This is a genomic window from Veillonella parvula (assembly GCF_032550495.1).
In the GTDB taxonomy this organism is placed as follows: domain Bacteria; phylum Bacillota; class Negativicutes; order Veillonellales; family Veillonellaceae; genus Veillonella; species Veillonella parvula_G.
The window spans coordinates 21,941-39,561 of sequence record NZ_JAWFZJ010000005.1; the positions used below are offsets into that span (position 1 = coordinate 21,941).

Below are 17,621 nucleotides of genomic sequence, written 5' to 3' on the forward strand. Positions count from 1 at the left end.
ACTAATATGTGGTACAATAAAAATTATTTACTATACTATAGAATATAACTAGAACCTAAGGAGGTCTTATATAGGCATGACACAAGACAACTTAATGATTATTATCGCCTTTGCCTTATATCTAGGACTCATGATGTATATCGGGGTCTACTATTATCGTAAATCGAACAGCATTGGTGATTACATCCTCGGTGGCCGACAATTAGGACCATGGATTACAGCACTTAGTGCGGAAGCATCAGATATGAGTGGTTGGATGCTCATGGGTGTGCCGGGCCTAGCGTATACTACGGGGATTTCTGGTGTGTGGATTGCCGTAGGCCTCACATTAGGTACATGGGCGAACTGGAAATTCGTTTCTAGACGCTTACGTAACCATACTGAGGTAGCCAGTGATAGCTTGACATTACCGGATTATTTGAAGAATCGTTTCCACGATCAATCGCATTCGGTAGCTGTCATTTCCGCCTTATTTATCTTAATTTTCTTCTTGATTTATACATCATCAGGATTCGTGGCAGGGGGCAAATTGTTCAATACCATCTTTGGTCTTGATTACACCGTATCCCTCTTTATCACCGCTGGCATCGTCGTATTTTATACCTTCCTTGGCGGATTCCTTGCCGTATCTTGGACAGACTGTATTCAAGGCGCATTAATGTTCTTTGCCATCTTGGCAGTACCAATTACAGCAGCCATGTACATGGGTGGCCCTATTGAAACATTCCAACTCATCCAACATGAGTTTCCACAAGGACTTAGCTTGTTTGGTAATCCATCTGATTGGTTTACTTGGGCTATCGGCCTAATTTCTTCTCTTGGTTGGGGTCTTGGCTACTTTGGTCAACCTCACATCCTAGTTAGATTCATGGCTATCTCTGATGCGAAAGAACTTAAGAAATCTACGAACATCGCCATGGTATGGGTTATCTTATCTCTTATGGCAGCTATTGCTGTAGGTCTCATCGGTCATGTTTACATGCTGCCAGATAAGTTAGTAGGCACTGATGCGGAAACAATATTCCTCATCATGACAGAACGCCTCTTTACTCCATTTGTAGCTGGGCTTATCTGGTCCGCCGTATTGGCAGCCATCATGAGTACCGCATCTGCTCAATTATTAGTAACAGCTTCTGCTATTTCTAATGACTTCTATGCTAATATCATCCATCCAAAAGCAAGCGATAAAGAGCTTGTATTAGTAAGCCGTATCGTAGTACTTCTAGTGGCATTGATTGCCATCTATATGGCAATGGACCCAGACAGCTATATCTTGACGATGGTAGCCTATGCTTGGGCAGGCTTCGGCGCAGCCTTCGGTCCAGCAATCTTGTTCTCCTTGTTCTGGAAGCGCATGACGCGTCACGGATGTATCGCTGGTATTGTTGTAGGTGGTTTAACAGTACTCATTTGGAAACAATTTGGATTCTTTGGCCTATATGAAATTGTGCCAGGCTTCATCTTCTCTTCTATCGCAATCTATATTGTAAGCCTCATGGGTAAATTGCCTCCACGTCCGGTTCTAAAAGACTATAGAGAAGCAGAAAAAATGCATATTCTATAAGAAAACATAAAAAAGCTAGTTGATTCACCGATCAACTAGCTTTTATTTATGAGTATTGGTGTAAACCTTCTTCAATTGCGGCTTTTACTTCTGTCACTAAAGAAGCTGGAGTAAGCACCTTTACACTTTGCATATATTGGAGCGCCCAATATTTAAAGGCGTCATGATTAACACGTACACGACATACAACATTATCAGCTGTTATATTTGTAAACTCTACATTGCCATCGAACCAATCTAAAATTTGATTTACGATGGAACGTCTAGCTTTAAACGTAACAGTAATAGATTCACCACCGAACATATAAATATGTTCCTTTACGTATTGTGACACATTAAAGGTGCGTTGTTGTTGATATCCCTTTATCTCCCGCAAAGGTTTTCTACGTTCATTTAGCACCGCAATATGTGCAATTCGATCAACGCGTAATGTAGACATGTCATCATAATTTTCGTGATTTCCCACCAAGTAATAATGTCCTCGATTCATTACTAGTTGGAATGGATTAAATACATACTTCCGTTCCTTATGATCTGGCCCAAGATTAATATGTAATCGCTTATCCACATCTGGTTGGCAATAGGCCAATGAAATTTTTCTACCCTTTTGTATTGCTTCTTCTATGAGATCAATATTAAGAAATAAATCTTGGCTTCTATGAAGGTACCCCGTATTACTTTCAATATCAATACCATGAGGCTTAAAATAGGAGCTACCCAATTTTGCAACACGCCCGATTAAATCTTTACGTTGAGATGCAGTAATATGGCGAGATGCCAATATACCATCAATCAATAATCGCAATTCAGAATCTTCAAAGGTATGAATCATATAGAAATCAGTACGTCGAATGGTGCCATCTGCTCCCACAGCAGACTCTTCACATTGAATACCAAAATCTCCAGATTCATATAAATCATTTAAATGACGGCCTAAGGTTTTCCGATCGACGGATACCTCGTACCGTTCGGCTAATATACTGCGAATCTCCTCTTGAGATAACGTATGATTAGCATCTGTTTCGTCTTTCAGGATTTCTAGTATATATACTAGAACTGCCTTCTTAGATGCCATAAAAGACTCCTTTTACAAATAATACAATTAATACAACTTTATCAACTAATACAATTTATAGAATCATCCACAACACATCGGATGATATTTACAAAATACCCATACACATTATACCATACTTTCATGAACGGTTCATTTTTTCCTCATTAAAATTATCGATTTACTATACTTTTTCAGCAATATAAAATAACTAAAAGTAATAAATATAAAATAAAAGTAAATTTAATTATATTAAATAAAACCCGTTAACACTTAATACATATAAATATTATAAGTGTAACGGGTTTTTATTTTAACTATGAAATCAAAATGAATATAATACAACTTCATAGCAATACAATCAAATAACGAGCTCTATCAATTAGAAAATACTACCTGTTTTCTTACTTCTAATAAAGCCCAATTTTTCCATACGCGTTGTTAATTCATTATAAAAAGCTTCAGCCATGGCATTTTGATGCTTTGTAGGTTGAGACTGATCTGCACTAAAGAGAGCATCTTTAATCTTTTTAATTATCGTAGATTTCGCTTTTGGTTTGTTCAATAACTCCATAAATAATAAATCCTCTTCAGAAATATCACCAATAGCATCATTGAACATATCTGCCCCATACATATATTCACTACCACCATTCACAATAGCTTTTACAAAGTTTGTAAAACGGGCAGGTATATAAGATAAGCCCTCCATATACTCTTCTGTTACAGGGAATGTTTTATAGAAGCGAATACCACCGCGTACCATATGTTCTACTACAGCTCGATATAAATTACATACAACAGGTTCTAATTCATCATCAGATGCATGAGCCGCCTCATGAGCCGCTTTCAAAATAGCGAGGGCCTCGATCATATTGAACGTACCACCATCTTTGATAAGCGCTTGGAACGTATCTCTTACGAGCTCATTTTCAAACATTTCCAGTGCTTCCTCATCAAAGAGAATTTGGAAAACAAAGCTATTTACAATAGTACGTACAGGAATTGTATTCACTTCAGCCGGATTCGCAATAGCATAGTTGATATCTTTTGCAGCGCTAGCTTTACAAATAATAGACTTGCGGAATGTTGTATCTAGTATAAAATCTAAATATTGTTCTTGATCCGCTTGGCTATTAGGAGCCAGTTGTTCAAGTTTAGCTGCTATACTTTCATCATAGGTACGAACCATAGATAGTGTAAGGTCTGCATCGCATACATAAGCAAGATTATGCGCTTTCAAATGATCATTAAATTGATAGAAATAGCACGGATCATTATGCGGCTCTAGATGGTCATGACCTACATAATAGTCCTCCTTTTGCATAACAGAGCGCAATGCACCAAGAAATTTACTATTTCGTTCTTTAAGGTTATCATAGTTAAGAATCTGAGCACCTACAAGACTGCCTACGGTCTTACCGCGCAACACCTTTTCCTTATGGGTCAACTTATCTTGGCCACGATTAGCAAACAGCATGAGCTGACGTACTTCTTCCATGGTATGCCAACCTGGATACGTATTGTAAGACACATAGGCAATACCATTATCCGCCAAATGATTAGAAATAATATTGAGCAGCTTATCCTTCATTTCATCATTGATCCAAGAGTAGAATCCATGTGCAATAATATAATCGAAAGTCCCCATAGATTCGTCAAAATTCAAAATATCTCCTTGCACCAAGGATACATTCTCTAATTTTGCATCACAAATAATTTGATTGCCCTTCTCTACTTGGTCTTGTGAAAGTTCAATGCCTACAAAGGTCGCCTCTGGGTTAAATACAGCTTGAGAAATAATATTACCGCCATAAGTAGCGCCTAGTTCAAGAACACGAGCTGTCTTCGCAGGTGGAGTATTTAGCCCTACAAGAGCACCATATGCTTCTAAATAGACCGGCGTTGTAAAAGGAAATGGATAGGATTTATAGCCTAACTCTTTATATATCGTTTGTTGCATGTCTTCCATTGCTATTTGTGAATTATCCTTAGCCATATGTACCTCTATGTTTAACTTTATGAAATATACATTGTTATTTATCATTATACCAAATTACTAGTATATTACCTACGTTTAAAGCAGTTATTACCTAAATAATATGATATTAACACATTTAGCTATATAGTATTACATACAAAAGAGGCACCCTTGAAAGGGTGCCTCATATAGTTCTCAGTCGTTAAATAACGAATTATTTTACGTCTTCAAAACCTTTTTGCAAGCGAACATAGCTTAAGCGACGTTCTTTAGCGTCTTTTTCAGTTTTAGCGAATAATTCTTCTGCAACGTCTGGAGCTGCTTTAGCCAAGGAAGCGTAACGTACTTCACCTTTAAGGAAGTCTTGGAAGCTTTCAGTTGGTTCTTTGGAATCCAAGGAGAATGGATTTTTACCTTCTTCTTTAAGTTGAGGGTTGTATCTGTAAAGATCCCAGTAACCAGCTGCAACTGCTTTACGTTGTTCTTCTTGAGCTTTACCCATACCAGCTTTGATACCATGGTTGATACATGGGCTGTAAGCGATGATCAAGGATGGACCTGGATATGCTTCAGCTTCTGTAACAGCTTTCATCAATTGGTTTTTGTCTGCACCCATAGCTACTTGTGCTACGTATACATAACCATAAGACATAGCCATCATGCCAAGGTCTTTCTTCTTAGTACGTTTACCAGAAGCTGCGAATTGAGCAACTGCTGCTACGTTAGTGGATTTAGATGCTTGACCACCAGTGTTGGAGTATACTTCAGTATCGAATACGAAGATGTTTACGTCTTCGCCAGAAGCTAATACATGGTCAACACCGCCGAAGCCGATGTCGTATGCCCAGCCGTCACCACCGAAGATCCAGTGAGAACGTTTGATCAAGAATTGTTTTTTCTCAAGAATTTCTTTCAATTCAGGAGTTGTAGCGCCTTCAGCTTCGATAGCTGCTACTAAACGTTCGGAACGTTGACGAGTAGCTGCACCAAGGTTAGCAAATTCAATCCATTGTTCTAAAGCGTCTTTCAATTCGCCAGTAGCAGTTTCAACTGCTTTAGCAGCCAATTCTACTAATTGTTGGCGGATTTTCTTAACACCGATGTACATACCATAACCATACTCAGCATTATCTTCGAACAAGGAGTTTGCCCAAGAAGGACCATGACCTTGTTGGTTAGTTGTGTATGGAGATGCAGGCATGGAAGCACCCCAGATGGAGGAACAACCAGTTGCATTGGCAATCATCATACGGTCACCGAACAATTGAGTTAACAATTTAGCATAAGGAGTTTCACCACAACCTGCGCAAGCACCGGAGAATTCGAACAATGGTTGTTCAAATTGGGAACCTTTAACAGTTTCCTTCTTCATAGGATTTTCTTTTACAGGAAGGTTAACACCATAGTTCCAAGCTTCAGCTTGTTCGATTTCAGTATCGATGGATGTCATCACGATAGCTTTGCCTTTAGGAGCTGGACAGATATCAACACAGTTACCGCAACCCAAGCAATCTAATGGGGATACAGCGATACGGAATTGAAGATCTTTAGCACCCAATGCAGGGATTGTATCGAAATGTTCTGGAGCTGCAGCCACTTCTGCTTCAGTTGCCAAAATTGGACGAATTGTAGCATGTGGACATACAAAGGAACATTGGTTACATTGAATACAGTTTTCAGGCAACCATTTTGGAACGAACAATGCAGGACCGCGTTTTTCGAATTTAGCAGTACCAGCAGGTAATGTACCATCTTCATAGCCAGAGAATTTGGATACAGGAAGATCATAACCAGCTTGTGCATTGATTGGTTGTGCAATATTTTGAACGAAGGATGGGCAAGATTCGCAACCAGGTTTAACTGCATGATTGCCATCATCTACTGCGTCTTTCCAGCTAGCAGGAACATCTACTTTTACCAAAGCGTTAACACCTTGATCGATAGCAGCATTGTTCATGTCAACGATATTTTGACCTTTTTTACCGTAAGAAGTTACTACGGATTCTTTAAGGTATTTAACAGCATCATCTACAGGGATGATTTCAGTCAATTTGAAGAACGCAGCTTGCGTTACCATGTTGATACGACCGCCCAAACCGATTTCGGAAGCGATTTTCGCAGCATTGATGATGTAGAAGTTCAATTCTTTTTCTGCGATTTGACGACGTAATTTAGCAGGTAAATGTTCATCCAATTCTTCAGGAGACCAAGTACAGTTCAATAAGAATGTACCGCCTTTTTTGATGCCGCGAATCAAGTCGTATTCATGTACATAAGATTGACGGTGACATGCTACGAATTGAGGTTCAGTAATCAAGTAAGGCAAGTTGATTGGGTTTTTACCAAAACGAAGGTGAGACATTGTTACGCCACCAGATTTTTTGGAGTCGTAGTCAAAGTATGCTTGAGCATACATATCAGTGTGGTCACCAATGATTTTGATAGCGGATTTATTCGCACCAACTGTACCGTCAGAACCAAAGCCCCAGAATTTACATTCAGTCAAACCAGGAGTTTCAACTTCTACGCCTTCAACACGATCTAAGGACAAGAATGTAACATCATCATTGATACCCAATGTGAAGAATTTCTTACCATTTTCAGCAGCTAAATTATCGAATACAGCAACGATGTCTGCAGGGATAACGTCTTTGGAGCTCAAACCATAACGACCAGCGATAACTTTTACATTACGGCCACCGTCAACTACAGCTGCTTGTACGTCTAAGAACAATGGTTCAGCCAAAGCACCTGGTTCTTTAGTACGGTCAAGAACTGCAATGCGTTCTACAGTTTTAGGAAGAGCTTTCAACAAACGATCTGTTGCGAATGGGCGGAACAAATGAACGTTGATAAAACCAACTTTGCGACCCAATTTGTTGAGGTAATCCACAGTGGATTCTACAACTTGAGCGGAAGAACCCATAGTTACAACAACATCAGTAGCATCAGGAGCACCATGATAGTTGAACAATTGGTAGTTAGTACCTGCCAATTTGTTAACTTCGTTCATGTAGTGTTCTACAACGTCAGGAACGTTCAAGTAGAATTTGTTGGATGCTTCACGATGTTGGAAGTAAACGTCAGGGTTTTCTGCAGTACCACGAGTTACAGGAGCATCTGGATTTAAAGCATTTTTACGGAAAGCTTTAACAGCATCCATGTCAACCAATGGTTTTAAATCTTCATAGTCCCAGATTTGAATTTTTTGAATTTCGTGGGATGTACGGAAACCGTCAAAGAAGTTGATGAAAGGTACACGAGTTTTAATAGCTGTCAAGTGAGCTACAGCGGACAAGTCCATTACTTCTTGTACAGAGGATTCAGCTAACATAGCACAGCCAGCTGCACGAGCAGCCATTACGTCTTGGTGGTCACCAAAGATAGCCAAAGCATGTGCAGCCAATGCACGAGCAGCTACTTGGAATACACCTGGAAGTAATTCACCTGCTACTTTATATAAGTTAGGAAGCATCAATAACAAACCTTGGGAAGATGTGAAAGTTGTTGTTAATGCACCAGCTTGTAAAGAACCGTGGGTTGCAGCAGCAGCACCTGCTTCAGATTGCATTTCTACAACTTGAACAGTGTTGCCGAAGATGTTTTTTCGACCAGATGCAGCCCATTCATCAATGTGTTCTGGCATTGGAGAAGATGGAGTGATTGGATAAATCGCAGCAACTTCTGTAAAACCATAAGAAACGTGAGCAGCCGCTTGGTTGCCGTCCATAGTTTTAAATTTACGACTCATGTGATTATTGCCTCCTTAAGCATTTAGCAAAAATAGAACACTTGCTTAATCTATCATTATGTTTAGGAATAACAACCATTACAAACTTGCGCACATGAAAAAATAATGCAATAATATATATGTTATATATAATATGGCATTATGTGTGAGCATACTTTTTTGTGATGGGCACAACCATAATTCCTAATATCATAACTTGATATAGCCCTATATGCTAATTATAACGTGCTGGGCCCTATCAACGCAACACATACAGTGACTGTCGCTTTGCCAATATTGCTATCCATGCTTTACATAAAGTAATAGCTAATTGCATTACAGTAATAACTATTCTCATTTAGTTAGGTCACGTCCTATAACCAAGTTTTATTTTTAGGGGGTTAATTATGGATTTTCATCATTTGAAATACTTCGTTGAAGTAGCTGATCAAAAAAGCTTTAGTAAGGCTGCAAGGAATTTACACATCTCCCAATCTGCAATCAGCCGTACAATTAAAGCTTTAGAAGACGAACTTGGTGTTGTTCTCTTCATGCGTAATGCTAAATCTGTAGAACTTACTGATGGGGGTACCATCTTCTTAACCCACGCTAAACGCGTTGTGTTTATGTTTGAACATCTAAAAACTGATTTTGAAAACGAGTTTCGTTTGGAGCAAGGTTCCATCAGAATTGGTATTCCACCAATTACTGATGCTCCCATTTTTGCCCAGTTATTAGGTGAATTTAAAAAAGTATATCCACAAATCGAATTGGAACTCTACGAACAAGGTTCTAAAAAGGTTGAGATCAGCGTTCAGGAAGGTTTAATTGATATTGGCATCATCTGTACTAAACCAAACCCTAAAGAATTTGAATCTTTCTACCTTACGAGTGACCCACTGTCCGTTATCATTCCAAAATCTAGCCCTTTAGCAAAAGAAAAAGAAATTCGCCTAGAAATGCTAGCTGATGAATCCTTTGTATTGCATAAAGACGATTTCAACTTACATGATGAAATCATCAAAGCTTGTAAACACACCGGCTTCCAACCGCATATCGTGTTTGAAACGAGCCAACGTGATCTCATGTTACAAACGGTTAGTGCAAACCTTGCTATCGCATTATTACCATCTCGTCTCTGCCCTGAGGTAGGTGAAAATACGGAGGTTGGTTCTAAGGTTGTCGTAAGACCTCTCGTACCTGAAATTATTCATACCCTTTATGTAATTTGGAAAAAAGGTCATTACCTCTCCCACGCTTCTCGCTTGTGGTTAGACTTTGTAAACTCCAAATTACCATTACCTGGATTACAACTCGAGGATCGTCAATAATGAACAAACCATCTGGGCTCGCATCTAAATTGCGAGCCCTTTTGAAAGCTAAAGAAGCTCCCATGTGGGGCGTTATCATTGTGCTGGTTATCGTTATCATATTCCAGCAAATACAAATCTCTGAATTACAATGGCGTGTCGATGAAGACCACGATGGCTCTACCATCGACAGTGTAGCAGGTCGTCTTTACATTCTTGAAGGGATGGCTAATAAGCATAGTGATCAACTAGACGAAATCCTAAAAGATATTCGTCAACTACAAAATGACGGTGCCAAGTACGACTGGGAACTAAAACAACTGCAATGGTTGCATCCAGAGCTCAAAGTACAACCACCAGAGGCAAACCCACGCCCATTCAAATCCACAGATCTAAACCTCGATATGAATCCTGGGAAAGTGCCTGATGTAACAAAACAAAATCAATAAAGAAATCAGGAATAAATAAAAGCACCTTACATACCTACAAAAGTCATCACAAATGACTCTTCTTATAGGATATAAGGTGCTTTTTTCATTATTTTATTATAGATTTAATTGCTAACTTTCCCATAATACGTCTCCGCAATGACAAGTTGCTTCTACTTGCGATACGCTTCTAATTTATATGCATATTCACTTAAAAGCTCCTTTGAATAAATTTTTTCATTTTTTGAATCTCTAACTTCTTTCCAAATAATAGATGCTACTTTTAATTTATTCGAATAATTGCCACTACATTCGTCTGCACAAAAATCCTTAAAAAATTGATTCCATTGACAAACCGAATTGTCATACTTTGCATAATCTGATTCACCATAATATACTTTCAGCAAATCTCCAATTGTAAAGCTTGTATTTTTTTCACTTTTTACTTTTCTCCAGGCAGTAGCCATATCAGCATTAAATTTAAATCGTGAAACACCTATTAAAGCAGAGAAATATTCTCTAAACTTCGTATTAAAGGAAAAATTACATTCAAGTAATGGTGTATCTAAAGTAATACTTTCCACTTGCCTTCTTCTATTTTTTATTGATGATTTTTTAATTAAATCGCCTTTAAAGTACTGCTCAATAATATAATTGAGTTCTTGTTTTGTTCCCCTATATTCTAATCCTAATGATTTACATATTTGTGAAAGTTCATCACGATACCAATAATATTTATTAAATTCATCAAATGATGTAATTTCATCAAACTTAGGTCTACACTCTTTCAATATTTGTCTCCTCAAGTTTAAATAATACTATTTTGTAAATTGTAACATAAAATTGAATAGTATCCAAAATCACACCATTGAAGCATTCGTTAAATATTTTCCTATTAAGTTGTCTATAATCTAGTTATCTATAATATAGCTCTACTTAATCCTCTTTATGTTCCATAGATTTTGGAAGTGTCAAAATTAATAGACCAGCAAGGAACATACAAGCCCCCATTACATAGTAACCATAAGCAAAGCTACCAGTGTGACCATTGATGAATCCAAGCATATAAGGACCTACCCAGCCCCCCATATTACCTGAAGAGTTAATGAGTCCCATCGCCCCCGCTGCAGCAGCGCCAGATAAGAAGGTTGTTGGCATGGTCCACCATACACCCATACCACCGTAAACACCTACTGCAGTTAAGCATATAAAGAATAAGCTAACTTCTGGAGATGGACTGTGTGGTGTTGCTAAGAAACCAATAGTACCAATGAACAATGTAGTAGCAACGTGCCAACGTTTTTCATTGCGCTTTTCAGAAGAGTAACCACAGTATATTTGTACAAGTAAGGCTGCTGTCATTGGAATAGCAATAGACCACGCTACCACGCTTGGTGGCCATCCAGATAAGCTTTTAAGAACTTGAGGCATCCAAAAACTAAAGCCCCAGAAACCAATAACCCACAAGAAATAGATTAACGCTAAACGCAATACTTTTGGGTCTTTTAACGCTTGCCAAATAGTATATTTCTTTGCGGCTTGCTTTTGTTGCTCTTCTTTTTCAAGCTCGGCTTTAATATATACCTTTTCTACATCAGTTACCCAAGATGCATGTTCAGGACGCTCTTTCATCCAGAATGCGAAAATGAACGCAAAGATCACAGCAGGAATAGCTTCAACGATAAAGAGTGTACGCCAACCATGTAGACCAAAGAACGTTGTATCCAATAAAATACCTGCCAATGGCCCACCAATGATGTTAGAGAACAATAAAGATGTCAACATCAAGGAGATTGCCTTCGCTCGCTCCTTTGGCAAGAACCAATTTGGAATGAGTAATGAATAAATTACAGGATATAAAGAAGCCTCACATAGACCAAGTAAAAATCGATAAACATAAAATTCCAACTCAGTGGTCATCGTCGTCATAAGAATACATACGAGCCCCCAACTAAACATGATACGCGCCACCCAATGCATAGCATTACAACGAGCTGCAATTAAAGATGCAGGCACTTCAAACAAAACATAACCAATAAAGAAAATGCCTGCCCCCATACCAAATACTTCTGGCGTCAACCATGGTAAATTCTCCTTCATAGTCAAGCCTGCATAAGCAATGTTAACGCGATCCAGGAAGGCAATAATAGAAACAATAAACAATGGTAAGACTACGTGAAGCATACGACGTTTCGTAAAATCTCTGAAATTGATATCCCCACTTTGAGGCTCTAGTGTAGATGAGTTCATATAATTCCTTTCTACTTATTAAAATATTACATACTTTACCATCTTAAAAGAACAAACGTCCTCTGTCAATGGAATTTTATAGAGTATAGAAATAACAAATAGGAATAGTAAAACCAAAATAATGACATATAAAATAGAAAAGGTATATTCGCTAGAAATGACTGTATAAAATAAAAAAGCACTTTATAGTATGAATATATCTCTATCACAAGAGAAGAAAATACTATAAAGTGCTTTCATATTAATTAGTCTTAACAGGATCATAATCAGCAGGCACTGGAGCAACGATACTCACAAAGACAATATCTTCCGTTCCAGTATTTTTTGCACCATGACATTCACCCTTTTTAGATACTATAACTTGCCCCTTTGTAAAAGGCACCTCTGTATTAGGCGTTGGATAAAATACACCCTTGCCTTGCAATATAACCCATATATCATCAGAGTGATGATGATAATGTTTTGGTAAGATTTGACCAGGTTTAATAACCCATACTGAACCACCTGTGGAATCAGTTTGATAAAATGGCGTCCTAACAGCGTTCTCCAAACTTTCAACTTTCACAAGTTCCATATCAAAAACACGTTGATCACTCATAATGCTCACCCCTTTCATTGATTAACAACTACCGAGTTCCAGATGCGTATTCACCCATATTAATATCTAGAACCTCTCGAACGGGCTGGATTAAAGAATCCTCGTATTGAACCTTCCACTGAATATCCTGATTCATCTCGCCATTTTGTAACCCCGCAATGGTTTCCCCATCACCTATTATATTACCATGTTCGAAAATATAATTCAACACATTATAAGCATGAAATACTACATGATTAGGATCTACACCGTGAAAGTGATACTGTAAATCAGGTAAAAATAATGTACTCATACCCACAGAATCTACCATCATATCATTGGTACCTTGAATACTAAAATAACGCACATTTACAGCATAATACATGAAACGAGTCACCTCTTTATCAGGATGATTTTCAATCGATTCTCGACTTAAGAACTTACGAGATGGTCCAAATACAACGGCTTTACAAGAGGGATATAATTCTAGTAATGCATCTACATACTTTACAAGCATATCTGCACGTTCTTTGGCCGCTAAACCAGAGGCTAACATATCCGTAGCAAACACCCTGTATTGGCACTCTGCTAATAACTCATCCACATTTGGACAATCCCATACCTGACTACGATCAAAATCATCTAATACAGGCTTATCGATTTTCTCACAATTCGTCACCATCAAGGTCGGTGGAATATCTGCATCAGTATCCTCGTAATGCACCTTATAATTCTGAGGTGCAAAACCAGCAGATTCAGCTCCATAACTAAAGCAATCAATAAGGCCCAAATGCTTTGTGAATACCTCTACCATTGCATCGCGAGTAGGCATATCACACTGCTTAGGCATTAATAACTCAACGAAAAACAAACCACCAGGACGAACAGAGTTATCTGTTAGATCTTGCTTAAATACTTGACTCATAGTCACTCTCCTAATTTTTAACTATTTTTTGATGAATGTATCAGTTTATACCATTTTACAATACCCTCAGGGATTAAAAAGCTATTACCCTCTATTTTTTCTTTCGCCCAACTATAAAGTTCATCCGGAGAAATAATATGTATATTATCTATATGAGCATCAACTAAATTTCACATAATATACATCCTTTACTTTATAGTATATCGGATGTTTATAAGTACTACAATTACGTAACCAATGTTTTATAAATAATATAAAGTCTATATTTTGACTACAGGTTAGAGTAATTTCTATATACTGTGACATGACGTTTATATGATTTAAACATAAGGATTCATATTCAGGTTCAAGCTGTTTACTATTCTCTAATGTTTGTAGAAATTTTGCATATAAATAATCAATACTTTCATAACGATTACCGACCTTACAACTTCCCATATCAAATAGGTTACGATAAGAAATATCTCCAGGTAATACAGATATCCAGTTTAAGGCATACTCTGATACGCCAAACACCGTATTTTCTGGATTAGGTCCATCTAAATCATCCTGTAACCAAGCTGATATTATTTGGTACATACTTAGCATTTCATATTCGTCTAGCTCACTATAAAACTCACCTAACCCATCTAGATCAATCTCTAAATTGGCAATACAACGATACATAAAAACTACCTCCTAAAGGTCTCCAATCTTCTTATAGTAAAAGTATAACTATAATCATGTACCATATTTGCCACATTAGACTTTATTTCTATCTTTGAAGTTAATAATAAAACAACGCATAAATTCAAAAAGACCCGCTTCATGGTCCTCGAACTCATGGAGCGGGTCTTTGTATTAACTTACTAGCATGGGATGGTGAGTTGACAGCGAAACCCAAACGGACTCTACCGGACTCCAACCCCTACTCAATTATAGAGGTTTACGAACCACGTCAAGGATAGAACCATCGCGGTATTCTACGATTGCCACGATGTCTTCGTCTTTGTCGGATACAGGGATATCTTGTGGTTTACCTACCAAGTCGAATGCTAATTGTTGTAATTCTTCAATTGTGTAGATAGGCAAGTTGCTATCTTTGAAGCGTTCAATCAAATCAGTACGAGCTGGGTTGATTGCAATACCGTATTCAGTAACAAGTACATCAACGGAGGAGCCTGGTGTAATTACAGTTGCAACTTTGTCACGGATCATTGGCAAACGACCACGGATCAATGGACAAGTAATAACTGTACATTTAGCACCTGCTGCTGTATCGGAGTGACCGCCAGAAGCGCCCATCAATACACCGTTAGAGTCAGTCATTACGTTTACGTTGAAATCAAGGTCGATTTCAGTAGCACCAAGGAATACTACGTCTAGGTAGTTTGTAGTGCAGTCAGTCCATGGGTTAGCATACATGGAAGCGGACATTTCGATGTGTGCAGGGTTTTTATCTAAAGAAGCTGCTGCAGTTGTATCGAATGTTTGAGTATCGTAAATTGCACGAATCAAGCCTTCTTCAAGCATACCAGTTAAGATACCAGTAGCACCACCGATAGCGAAGCCACCTACTTCACCGCGTTTGCGAAGTTTTTCAGCGATGAATTTTGCAACTGTCAATGGAGCACCACCAGCGCCCAATTGGAATACGAAACCATCTTTAATGATGCCAGCTTGATCAAGGAATTCACCAGCTAGTTCAGCAATTTTAATTTGGATAGGGTTTTTAGTGAAACCTACCGCACCAGAAGCGATACCTTCTGGATCACCAATGCTTTCAACCTCAACAACATAATCTACGTCAGTTTGAGGGATTGCATAGTTGTGTACGTAATCAACCAAATTATCAGTGATGATAACAGTTGTGTCTGCATAGTGGGAGTCAACTTTAGCATAGCCAAGTGCACCACATGCGGATTTACCCATACGACCAGTAGCATTACCACGTGGATCAGCTGTAGGAGCACCCATGAAAGCTACGTCGATATGAACTTCACCAGATTCGATAGCACGAGCACGGCCACCGTGGGAACGAATCACTACAGGGCGTTTCAATACGCCAGGGTTTTGAGTTAAGAATTTACCAAGACGATCGCGCAAGCCAGATGTTTCAATAGCTGTTACAGTGCCGTCTTGAATCATTTCTACCAAGAACTCATGGCATGGTGACAAGGAAGAAGATGCGATAGTAATATCTTTGATACCTTTTGCTTGTACGCGTTCCATAACCATTTTCATTACATAGTCGCCATTGCGCAAGTGATGATGGAAGGACAATGTCATACCATCTTTTACGCCAGCTTTTTCGATTGCTTCATCGATGGAAGCAAGAACTTTATTTGTACCAACACGGCTCATGTGTACAGGTTTACCTGCACGATGAACTTTAGGTTCAATAGCGAATTCACCTTGATATACTTCGCGGCCTTCTAGTGCTGGGATATTTGTTGGGATATCGCGACCTACTTTATTTAACATCGTATTCTGCTCCTTCCTCTAATTCAACTTTAATGCCTGCTGCACGTGCTTTATCAACTACGCGTTGTGCACGAACTACGATAGGACCATCGATCATTTTACCATCTACGGAGATTACGCCTTTATTGTTGCGCAATGCATCTGCATAGCTGTTCAATACCTTAACGGAATGAGCGATTTCTTTTTCGTCAGGAGTGAATACTTCGTGGATAATTTTGATTTGGCTTGGGTGGATACAAGATTTGCCATCATAACCCAAAGCTTTAATGAATTCAACTTCTTCACGGAAACCTTGAGGGTCTTTCACATCGGAGAATACAGTATCGATTACTCGGATACCTGCTTCACGTGCTGCATGAAGGATTGTTTGACGAGCGAACAACAATTCAACAGCTGGTTTATGTTTACCTGTGCGAAGGTCTGCACGATAGTCTTCAGCGCCAAGAGCGATAGCAACTACGCGAGGGCCGTGGCAGATTTCACGAACATTGTATAAGCCACGAACGGATTCGATAGCTACGATAATATTGATTGTACCTTCTGGCCAGCCGTTAGCTTTTTCTACTTCTTCAATTTTCTTCGCTACGATTTCAACTTCAGAAACATCTTCAGTTTTAGGTAAACGAATCATATCAGGTTTAGCTGGAACGATAACATCAAGATCGTCATAGCCATAAGGAGTTTGTGTAGGATGGTTGATACGAACAACTGTTTCTGCACGGAATTTACGGGATTTCAATGCTTCTGCAGTTAAAAGACGAGCTGTGTCTTTTTCTGTAATTGGCACGGAATCTTCGATATCGATCATGATGGAGTCAGCACCGTGAATATCTGCACTGTTAATCATTTTAGGTGTATTACCTGGTACGAACATCATGGAACGAGACAAACGTTTTTTAGCAGCCTCTGTTAATGGGTTTGTTTTAACTTCTGGGAATGTTTTATCGTTAGCCATTATGCTTTGCTCCCCCTTTCCAATGCGCCCAACACGCGAGCTTTAATCGTGTAATCCCAAGCGTTTTTATCTTGTACGGTTACTTTTACGCCATCATAACCGGCTTCTTTCACTGTGTTCAAGATAACAGATTTAATTTGGTCGCCATATTGACGCATAACTTTGGATGTTAATTCGATTTCGATACCGCTAGCAATCGGTTCAACCGTTACTAATGCATCATTTTTTTCGTCGAAGCCAGCTTGTGCAGCTTTTACTAATTGTGCCATGTTGCATCCTTTCCTTGTGAAACATTTATAAAACTCAAGTCTGTACAGGCTCGTCGCGAGAGCCTATACAGACATTGAATACTAACAATTAAATTCTAACACTCCATAGTAATGA

General features: G+C 38.6%; 14 protein-coding genes. 3 read left to right on the forward strand and 11 right to left on the reverse strand.

What is annotated here, in order from left to right; translation table 11 throughout:
• Positions 1-76 precede the first annotated feature (76 nt).
• The gene (gene putP, locus E6X37_RS09105; RefSeq protein WP_004696839.1) at positions 77-1,564 is read left to right on the forward strand and encodes a sodium/proline symporter PutP; all 1,488 of its coding nucleotides are present in this window, start codon (positions 77-79) and stop codon (positions 1,562-1,564) included.
• Positions 1,565-1,610: 46 nt separating this feature from the next.
• Here the strand turns inward: putP and E6X37_RS09110 are convergent, their stop codons facing one another.
• From E6X37_RS09110 to nifJ, 3 genes are all read right to left on the reverse strand, one after another.
• Positions 1,611-2,639, reverse strand: coding sequence for a helix-turn-helix transcriptional regulator (locus E6X37_RS09110; RefSeq protein ID WP_278622112.1), 1,029 nt, complete (start codon positions 2,637-2,639; stop codon positions 1,611-1,613).
• A 361-nt stretch (positions 2,640-3,000) separates the two neighbouring features.
• On the reverse strand, positions 3,001-4,617 hold the full coding sequence (locus E6X37_RS09115) for a methyltransferase regulatory domain-containing protein (protein ID WP_156697441.1): 1,617 nt from the start codon (positions 4,615-4,617) through the stop codon (positions 3,001-3,003).
• A gap of 196 nt (positions 4,618-4,813) precedes the next feature.
• Entirely contained in the window at positions 4,814-8,350 is a 3,537-nt protein-coding gene (nifJ, locus tag E6X37_RS09120; RefSeq protein WP_316689759.1) for a pyruvate:ferredoxin (flavodoxin) oxidoreductase, read from the reverse strand.
• Between the two features lie 386 nt (positions 8,351-8,736).
• On the opposite strand from nifJ, the gene E6X37_RS09125 reads away from it, so the two are divergent.
• Both E6X37_RS09125 and E6X37_RS09130 read left to right on the forward strand, forming a co-directional pair.
• The gene (locus tag E6X37_RS09125; RefSeq protein ID WP_008602616.1) at positions 8,737-9,660 is read left to right on the forward strand and encodes a LysR family transcriptional regulator; all 924 of its coding nucleotides are present in this window, start codon (positions 8,737-8,739) and stop codon (positions 9,658-9,660) included.
• Positions 9,660-10,088, forward strand: coding sequence for a hypothetical protein (locus E6X37_RS09130; protein ID WP_038125714.1), 429 nt, complete (start codon positions 9,660-9,662; stop codon positions 10,086-10,088). The genes E6X37_RS09125 and E6X37_RS09130 overlap by 1 nt, the downstream gene beginning before the upstream one ends.
• 152 nt (positions 10,089-10,240) lie before the next feature.
• Here E6X37_RS09130 and E6X37_RS09135 read toward each other — a convergent pair whose 3' ends face one another.
• The 8 genes from E6X37_RS09135 to citD form a co-directional block, all read right to left on the reverse strand.
• Complete coding sequence (locus E6X37_RS09135; RefSeq protein ID WP_120055969.1) at positions 10,241-10,858, reverse strand: SAP domain-containing protein; 618 nt, start codon at positions 10,856-10,858, stop codon at positions 10,241-10,243.
• Positions 10,859-11,003: 145 nt separating this feature from the next.
• On the reverse strand, positions 11,004-12,317 hold the full coding sequence (locus E6X37_RS09140) for an MFS transporter (RefSeq protein WP_120055971.1): 1,314 nt from the start codon (positions 12,315-12,317) through the stop codon (positions 11,004-11,006).
• Between the two features lie 241 nt (positions 12,318-12,558).
• On the reverse strand, positions 12,559-12,915 hold the full coding sequence (locus E6X37_RS09145) for a cupin domain-containing protein (RefSeq protein ID WP_024066296.1): 357 nt from the start codon (positions 12,913-12,915) through the stop codon (positions 12,559-12,561).
• A gap of 28 nt (positions 12,916-12,943) precedes the next feature.
• Positions 12,944-13,819 carry a DUF4261 domain-containing protein gene (locus E6X37_RS09150; RefSeq protein WP_278618681.1) on the reverse strand — a complete coding sequence of 292 codons (876 nt, stop codon included), beginning with the start codon at positions 13,817-13,819 and terminating at the stop codon, positions 12,944-12,946.
• Between the two features lie 159 nt (positions 13,820-13,978).
• Entirely contained in the window at positions 13,979-14,485 is a 507-nt protein-coding gene (locus tag E6X37_RS09155) for a hypothetical protein (RefSeq protein WP_278605153.1), read from the reverse strand.
• A gap of 249 nt (positions 14,486-14,734) precedes the next feature.
• Complete coding sequence (gene citF, locus E6X37_RS09160; protein WP_024061618.1) at positions 14,735-16,282, reverse strand: citrate lyase subunit alpha; 1,548 nt, start codon at positions 16,280-16,282, stop codon at positions 14,735-14,737.
• Complete coding sequence (locus E6X37_RS09165) at positions 16,272-17,237, reverse strand: HpcH/HpaI aldolase/citrate lyase family protein (RefSeq protein ID WP_004695279.1); 966 nt, start codon at positions 17,235-17,237, stop codon at positions 16,272-16,274. Before E6X37_RS09165 ends, citF begins: the two co-directional genes overlap by 11 nt.
• Entirely contained in the window at positions 17,237-17,506 is a 270-nt protein-coding gene (gene citD / locus E6X37_RS09170) for a citrate lyase acyl carrier protein (RefSeq protein WP_008715023.1), read from the reverse strand. The genes E6X37_RS09165 and citD overlap by 1 nt, the downstream gene beginning before the upstream one ends.
• Positions 17,507-17,621: the final 115 nt, after the last annotated feature.

Excerpts from the sequence above, each read along its gene's own strand:
- E6X37_RS09115 (WP_156697441.1), bottom strand. The coding sequence starts at position 4,617 with ATGGCTAAGGATAATTCACAAATAGCAATGGAAGACATGCAACAAACG.
- E6X37_RS09155 (WP_278605153.1), bottom strand. The coding sequence starts at position 14,485 with ATGTATCGTTGTATTGCCAATTTAGAGATTGATCTAGATGGGTTAGGT.
- E6X37_RS09145 (WP_024066296.1), bottom strand. The coding sequence starts at position 12,915 with ATGAGTGATCAACGTGTTTTTGATATGGAACTTGTGAAAGTTGAAAGT.
- putP (WP_004696839.1), top strand. The coding sequence starts at position 77 with ATGACACAAGACAACTTAATGATTATTATCGCCTTTGCCTTATATCTA.
- E6X37_RS09130 (WP_038125714.1), top strand. The coding sequence starts at position 9,660 with ATGAACAAACCATCTGGGCTCGCATCTAAATTGCGAGCCCTTTTGAAA.
- citF (WP_024061618.1), bottom strand. The coding sequence starts at position 16,282 with ATGTTAAATAAAGTAGGTCGCGATATCCCAACAAATATCCCAGCACTA.
- citD (WP_008715023.1), bottom strand. The coding sequence starts at position 17,506 with ATGGCACAATTAGTAAAAGCTGCACAAGCTGGCTTCGACGAAAAAAAT.
- E6X37_RS09140 (WP_120055971.1), bottom strand. The coding sequence starts at position 12,317 with ATGAACTCATCTACACTAGAGCCTCAAAGTGGGGATATCAATTTCAGA.
- E6X37_RS09150 (WP_278618681.1), bottom strand. The coding sequence starts at position 13,819 with ATGAGTCAAGTATTTAAGCAAGATCTAACAGATAACTCTGTTCGTCCT.
- nifJ (WP_316689759.1), bottom strand. The coding sequence starts at position 8,350 with ATGAGTCGTAAATTTAAAACTATGGACGGCAACCAAGCGGCTGCTCAC.
- E6X37_RS09125 (WP_008602616.1), top strand. The coding sequence starts at position 8,737 with ATGGATTTTCATCATTTGAAATACTTCGTTGAAGTAGCTGATCAAAAA.
- E6X37_RS09165 (WP_004695279.1), bottom strand. The coding sequence starts at position 17,237 with ATGGCTAACGATAAAACATTCCCAGAAGTTAAAACAAACCCATTAACA.
- E6X37_RS09110 (WP_278622112.1), bottom strand. The coding sequence starts at position 2,639 with ATGGCATCTAAGAAGGCAGTTCTAGTATATATACTAGAAATCCTGAAA.